Source organism: Nocardia abscessus NBRC 100374 (genome assembly GCF_000308455.1).
Classification (GTDB): domain Bacteria; phylum Actinomycetota; class Actinomycetes; order Mycobacteriales; family Mycobacteriaceae; genus Nocardia; species Nocardia abscessus.
On the sequence record NZ_BAFP01000130.1, the window covers coordinates 64,987 to 71,735 of the forward strand.

General features: G+C 68.7%; 6 protein-coding genes. 1 reads left to right on the forward strand and 5 read right to left on the reverse strand.

Translation table 11 applies throughout. The annotated features are described in order from the left end of the window. Positions 1-41: 41 nt before the first annotated feature. Genes ON19_RS26730 through ON19_RS26745 form a run of 4 tightly spaced genes read right to left on the reverse strand, consistent with a single transcriptional unit; the run spans position 42 to position 4,527 of the window. The gene (locus ON19_RS26730; RefSeq protein WP_043698721.1) at positions 42-2,363 is read right to left on the reverse strand and encodes an ATP-dependent DNA ligase; all 2,322 of its coding nucleotides are present in this window, start codon (positions 2,361-2,363) and stop codon (positions 42-44) included. A gap of 47 nt (positions 2,364-2,410) precedes the next feature. Then, complete coding sequence (locus ON19_RS26735; RefSeq protein ID WP_043698723.1) at positions 2,411-2,617, reverse strand: antitoxin; 207 nt, start codon at positions 2,615-2,617, stop codon at positions 2,411-2,413. A 39-nt stretch (positions 2,618-2,656) separates the two neighbouring features. Continuing rightward, on the reverse strand, positions 2,657-3,799 hold the full coding sequence (locus ON19_RS26740) for an MBL fold metallo-hydrolase (RefSeq protein ID WP_043698725.1): 1,143 nt from the start codon (positions 3,797-3,799) through the stop codon (positions 2,657-2,659). Beyond that, positions 3,799-4,527: an enoyl-CoA hydratase gene (locus tag ON19_RS26745; protein WP_043698726.1), complete on the reverse strand. Its 729-nt coding sequence runs from the start codon at positions 4,525-4,527 to the stop codon at positions 3,799-3,801. Before ON19_RS26745 ends, ON19_RS26740 begins: the two co-directional genes overlap by 1 nt. 89 nt (positions 4,528-4,616) lie before the next feature. On the opposite strand from ON19_RS26745, the gene ON19_RS26750 reads away from it, so the two are divergent. After that, positions 4,617-5,720 (forward strand): NAD(P)-binding domain-containing protein, encoded by a 1,104-nt coding sequence (locus ON19_RS26750; protein WP_043698728.1) that lies wholly within the window; start codon positions 4,617-4,619, stop codon positions 5,718-5,720. A gap of 25 nt (positions 5,721-5,745) precedes the next feature. On the opposite strand, the gene ON19_RS26755 is transcribed toward ON19_RS26750, so the two are convergent. After that, positions 5,746-6,603, reverse strand: coding sequence for an aldo/keto reductase (locus ON19_RS26755; protein WP_043698730.1), 858 nt, complete (start codon positions 6,601-6,603; stop codon positions 5,746-5,748). Positions 6,604-6,749: the final 146 nt, after the last annotated feature.

Consider the following 6,749-nt stretch of genomic DNA (forward strand, 5'->3'; position numbering starts at 1 on the left):
GCACTCCTCGTTTTCGCGCTGGGAACAACCGCGAATCAACCCTACCCAGCGTCGCGCGCGTGCGGCGCGGCGCCGAGCCACGCCGGGTGCCACAGCCGTCCCGCTTCGGTCCAGTTCATGAACCGCACGGTGCCACCGAGTTTCGGCGTCACCCACACCGCCTCCTTGCGCTCCTCCGCGGTGAGGTCGTTGTCGAACGGCGAGGTCTTTCGCTCCAGCTTCCGCAAGCGACCCGCCAGATCCCGCATGTCCGACTCGTCGAAGCCGGTACCAACCCGGCCGACGTAGACCAGCCGCCCGTCGTGCGGAATGCCGACCAGCAGCGATTTGAAATCCCGCGCCGTGCTGCGCCGCCAGCCGCCGATCAGCACCTGCTGGGTGCGCCAGTTGCGCTGCTTCACCCAGGAATGCCCGCGCTTGCCCGGCAGATACACCGAATCCTTGCGTTTCGCGACCACGCCCTCCAGCCCTTGCTCCTGGCTGTAGCGCAGGGCTTCGGCGCCCGAGCCGTCCAGTCGCGGCGGCACCACCAGCGACGGCGCGTTCGCGGCGAGCGCCTCGAGCACCCTGCGGCGATCGGAATAGCGTTTGCGCAGCAGCGAGGTGCCGTCCAGGTACAGCACATCGAACGCGACGTAAACGGCCCGCGCCGCATCGGCTTGCAGCAGACCGAGGATCGCCACGCCGTGATCGTCGAAGACGACCGCCTCGCCGTCCAGCACCACTCGGTGCCCGGACAACTCCCGTTCCAACGCGGCGATGCCGGGATAGCGGTCGGTCACGACGTTCCCCGCCCGGCTGCGCAAGGTGATCGCGCCGGAATCGATCTCGGCGATCAGCCGGAAGCCGTCCCACTTCGTCTCGAAGCACCACTCGTCGGCGCCGAGTTCGCCGACGTCGCCGGGAGTCGCGAGCATCGGCGACAGTCCGCGCGGCAGCGGCGCGGGCCCGTTGGACGGACGGATGATCCGGCCCGGCGACTTGTCCGCCTCTTCCTGGGGTTCGGCATCGTCGGGCGCACGCATCAGGTGCATCAGCCACTGGTTGCCGTTGGTCTGGATCAGCGCGTACCGGCCGGTGAGCCGCTTGCCGTGGAACCGGACGATGACTTCGTCGTCGCGCCACTTCTCGGTCTCATAGGTGCCGGAGTCCCAGATCGTCATCTCGCCCGCGCCGTACTCGCCCTTCGGGATGGCGCCGTGGAAGTCGAGATACTCCATCGGATGGTCCTCGGTGTGCACCGCGAGGCGATTCTGCTCCGGCGAGGTAGGCGGGCCCTTCGGCACCGCCCAGGACACCAGCACACCATCGCGCTCCAGCCGCACATCCCAGTGCAGCCGCCGCGCATGATGCTCCTGCACGACGTAGCGGTTGTTCGTCCCCGGCTCGGGCGCCTCCGCGGGGACGGGCTCCGGCGTGCGGGCCGGATCACGCATCGAGCGATACTTCGTCAACGCGTCCGGTCCTGCCTGCACCGAGGACGAAGCAGGCCGCGGCAGCGGTGGATCCAGCTCCGCCAGCAGATCGCCGTCCGATCGGTACCTGGCCAGCACCTCGTCGAACCGCAGGTGCCGCAGCTTCTTCCGGTTCTCGATCTCTTTCCACGTGCGCGGGGCGGCGACGTTCGGCTCCGTCCGCCCGCGCAACGAGTAGGGCGCGATCGTGGTCTTGGCGGGGTTGTTCTGGCTCCAGTCCAGAAAGACCTTGCCGCCGCGAGCCGCCTTCGCCATCGTCGACGTGACCAGGTCCGGGTGCAGCCGTTGCAGATTCGTGGCCACCTGCTTGGCCACCGTGGACGCGCCGCCCGGGCTCAGCTCGCGATCCAACGGCACGTACAGGTGAATGCCCTTGCTGCCGCTGGTGACCGGGAACGCGTGCAAACCGATGCCCTCGACCATCTCGCGCACCGCGAGCGCCACCTCGGCGCATTCGGCGAGCCCGACACCCTTGCCCGGGTCCAGATCGAAGACCAGCCTGGTCGCCGCGCCCATCTCGTCGCCGTCGAAACGCCACTGCGGCACATGGATTTCCAGCGCGGCCTGCTGCGCCAGCCAAGCCAGCCCGGCTTCGGAATCGATCAGCGGGTAGTGGACCTTGCGATCGGAATGCCGCAGGGTGCGCCGCTCGATCCAGGACGGCGCGTGCGACGGGAGATTCTTCTCGAAGAAGGACGGTTCGTCGACCCCGTTGGGCCAGCGCTTCCGAGTGACCGCCCGCCCGGCGATATGCGGCAGCATGGCGGGCGCGATCGCCGAATAGTAGGCGATGACTTCGCCTTTGGTGGTGCCGGTGGCCGGATACAGCACCTTGTCGAGGTTGCTCAGGTCAACCTCGATACCACCGAACGCGCGGCGGGCCGCCATATCCGAAGTGTAGCGGCGGAGACCCGGTCGAGGTCTCCGCCGCTCGCTCAGGCGTGCGGGCCGGACTGATCCGGCGGGACCACCTTCTTGGCGGCCTCTTTGCCCTTCGCGATCTTGTCCGTGTACTTGCCGTGCGTCTTCTGGTCGATGAAGTCACCGGCCTTGTCGACCGCTTGGTTGATCTTGTCGGAGTTCTTGGCCGCCGCGTCCTTCCCCTTGCCGACCAGGCCCTTGACTGTATCCGCGAAACTCATCGTGGTGAATCCTTCCTGTCGTCAATCAGCCGGAGTCGTTCACCCAACATTCTCCCACCAAGAATCCCCAGGTGGGGCACTCGACGGGTCCACACGCTGCCCGGGCATCGGCACCGCGACCGCGGTGCCTGCCGCCCGCGCCGCGGCCACCATGCGCCCGACCGGCTCGGACCACCCGTGGAAGGCGAGATTGAACGTCGCCCAGTGGATGGGCACCAGCAGTCCGCGGCCGGGATCGCCGCCACACAGGTCGGCGTGTGCCCGGACCGCCTCCTCGGGATTCATGTGCACATCCGGCCAGCGCTCGTCGTAGGCGCCGATCGGCAGCAGCGTCAGATCGAACGGGCCGAGCGCGGCGCCCGCCGCGGCGAACGCTTTGGTGTAGCCGGTGTCGCCGCCGAAGTACGCACGCCGGGTAGGACCGACGATCGACCACGAGGCCCACAGGGTGGTGTTGCGCAGCAGGCCGCGTCCGGAGAAGTGCCGTGCCTCCGTACAGGTGATCACCAGATCCACGCCGTCCCGGTCCGGGCCGAGCTCGGTGAGCGAAACCGAACCGCCCCAATCCAATTCGACGATCCGATCCTCCGGGACGCCCCAGTGCCGCAAGTGGGCGCCGATGCCGATCGGAACGAGGAACGGCGCGCTCTGGCGCGCCGTCAGCTCTCGGACCGTCTCCTTGTCCAGGTGGTCGTAGTGGTCGTGCGAGATGATCACCGCGTCGATCGGGGGCAGGTCGGCCAGTGGCTGCGGCACCGGATGCATCCGCGCCGGCCCGACCAGCGCCGAAGGCGAAACCCGCTCGCTCCACACCGGATCGGTGAGAATTCGGTACCCGTCGACCTCGATCAACGTCGTCGCGTGGCCGTACCAGGTGACGGCGAGCGCGGCCGCCGCCGTGGGCTGCTGCGGGGTCTGCAGCGGGATGGGGCCCCGCGGCCGGCCCGCGTTGCGCCTGGTCAGGGCCGAGACCAGCAGCGAGGGAGCCGAACCCGCGGCCATCTGGCTACTGGGCTCGGTGTTGTGGAACTGGCGATCGCGATAGGTCGTCGCGCCCACCGCGTGCGGCTGGATGGCGGAGATCGAAGCGCCCATCGCCGATGGGATGTCCCACACCGCCCGGACCAGCCAGGTGATGCCGAGCGCACCCGCGGCCGCGCCTCCGATACGTCTGATGTCCATCATCGCCCCACAAACTTCGCCGGACGCTTTTCCTGCCTGGCCAAACGACCCTCCTTGGCATCCTCGCTCGTCCACGCGGCCTCCAGTGCCGCCCGCTGCTGCGCTGTCTCCGGATCGCGCGTTCCGTCATCGTTGAGCACCAGCTTCATGTGCCGCAGCGACAACGGGGCCAGCGCCGCGATCTGCTTGGCCCAGGCTTGTGCGTCGGCCAGTCCGCCGATCCGGTTGGCGAACCCGAAGGCGTAGGCGTCGTCGGCCGGGATCTGTTCGGCGCCCAGCAGCACGGTTCGCGCCGGACCGCCACCGATCAGCGCGACCAGCCTGCGCACGGTCCACCGGTCCACGGTGATGCCCAGTTTCGCGGCGGGGACCGCGATATACGCCTCCGGTGAGATCACTCGCAGATCCGAGGCGAGCGCCAGCTGCACGCCCGCTCCGATCGCGGCGCCGTTGATGGCCGAAATCACCGGTATCGGCGCCGATTCGATCGTGTGCAGCATCTCCAGCAGCCCGGACAGGAAATCGCCGGAGTACACCCCGGACAGGTCGGCGCCCGCGCTGAATACCGGGCCGCGCCCTGTCAACACGAGGACCCGCGCCTCGTCGGCGACCGCGGCGAGCACCGCCTCGCGCAGCAGTGTCACGAGTTCGTAGTTGAGCGCGTTACGACGCTCCTCCCGCCGTAGTTCGATGGTGACAACGTCACCATCACGGCTGACCCCGAGCATGCGACCTCCCCGGCTGAACAGTCCATCTGGTCTCTTCACTCTGCCATAGCGCGTCACCCTTTCCGCGCCAGGCGATACGATCACCGGCTGTGCCGACCGACTTCGACATCCTGGTGATCGGCGCTGGTCAGGCGGGGCTGTCGGCCGGATATCACCTCCAACGCCTCGGGCTGCGTCCCGAGCGGCACTTTCTGCTGGTCGACCGCTCCCCCGGGCCCGGCGGCGCGTGGCAGTTCCGCTGGCCGTCGCTCACCCTGGAAACGGTGAACAAGGTGCACGATCTGCCCGGAATGCCGTTCGCCGAGACCTTGCCGCCGGGTTCGTCGTCCGCACCCGCGGCCACCGCTGTGCCGCGCTACTACGAGCTGTACGAAAAGCGGTTCGACCTGCGCGTACACCGACAAGTGTCGGTCACCGTGGTGTGTGATCGCCCCCAGGAGGGCAACCCGACCGACCACGGCGCGGTGCTCAACGCGGAAACCGACGCCGCCGGAGCCATCCGGGTGCGCGGCCTGATCAACTGCACCGGCACCTGGGAGCATCCGTTCGTCCCGCACTATCCCGGAGCGGAAGCCTTCACCGGCCGCCAGCTGCACACCCACGACTACCGCACCGCCGCGGAGTTCGCGGGCAAGCACGTCGTCGTGGTCGGCGGCGGCATCTCGGCGGTACAGCTGCTCGACGAGATCTCCCAGGTCACCACGACGACGTGGGTGACGAGGACACCGCCGCGCTTCCGGGAGAGCCCCTTCACCGAGGAGGCCGCGCGAGCCGCGGTCGCGATGGTCGAAGACCGGGTGCGGCGCGGGTTGCCGCCGGGGTCGGTGGTTTCGGTCACCGGGTTGCTGCTCGACGACCGCCTCCGCGCGGCGCAAGCCCGCGGCGCGCTCACCCGCTTGCCGATGTTCGAGCGCATCGAATCCGGCGGGGTGCGCTGGGCCGATGGAACCTTTCAGCAGGCGGACGTGATCCTCTGGGCCACCGGGTTCCGCAGCGCCCTCGACCACCTCGCACCACTGCGACTGCGCGGGCCCGGCGGAGGCATCACCATGACCGGCCGGCTGGCTACCCAGGTAGCCGCCGACCCGCGCGTCCACCTGATCGGCTACGGGCCGTCGGCAAGCACCGTCGGCGCCAATCGCGCGGGACGCGCGGCGGCGCTGGAACTCACCGAACATCTCGGATTGCGCTGACCGCCGCACCCGCCGACCCGGAACGTCAGTCGATCAGACCGAGCGTGAACGTGTCCGGATCACCACCGAGGCGCGCACCGGTGTCCAGCTCGTTGAGCGCGTCCATCTGCTGCGGGCTCAGCTCGAAACCGAACACGTCGAAGTTCTCCGCGATCCGCGACGGCGTGACCGACTTCGGGATGACGACATTGCCCAGCTGCAGATGCCAGCGGATGATCACCTGCGCGGGAGTGCGACCGACCTCGGCGGCCACCGTGCTGATGGCGCTCTCCTCGAGCAGCGTGCCCTGCCCGAGCGGGCTCCACGCCTCGGTGGCGATCGCGTTGGCGGCGTGGAACTCGCGCAGCTCGCGTTGGGCCAACCTGGGGTGCAGCTCGATCTGGTTCACCACCGGGATCTCACCGGTCTCGGCGATGAGCCGTTGGATGTGCGCCACCGTGAAGTTCGAGACGCCGATCGAGCGCACCCGGCCCTGGGACTTCAGCGCCTGGAAGGCACGGAAGGTGTCCACGAACCGGTCGGCGGCGGCCACCGGCCAGTGGATGAGGTAGAGGTCGAGGTAGTCCAGGCCGAGCCGCTGCATGCTGGCGTCGAACGCGCGCAGCGTCGAGTCGTAGCCCTGCTCGGAATTCCACAGCTTGGTGGTGACGTAGATCTCGTCGCGGGGCAGGCCGGATTCCCGGATAGCACGGCCGGTGCCCTCTTCGTTTCCGTAGACAGCGGCGGTGTCGATGCTGCGGTAGCCGACCTCGAGCGCGGTGGTGACGGCCGAAACGACGTCCTCGGCGGGCACTTGGAACACGCCGAAGCCGAGCTGCGGGATCACGTTCCCGTCGTTCAGCACGATCGAGGGAACGGTGCTGGTCTCGCTTTTGAAGGTCACATTCCGACGGTAGAAGTGCGGCGGCGAACCGTCAATCACGCCCTCGGGTGTGTTGGCCCGCAATTTGCTGGAAAACCTGCGGCTGAGGGCAGAAACGTACCGCGCGTCAGCGTCGGTCAGCTCGTCCCGCCGGGCAGCCCGAGCCG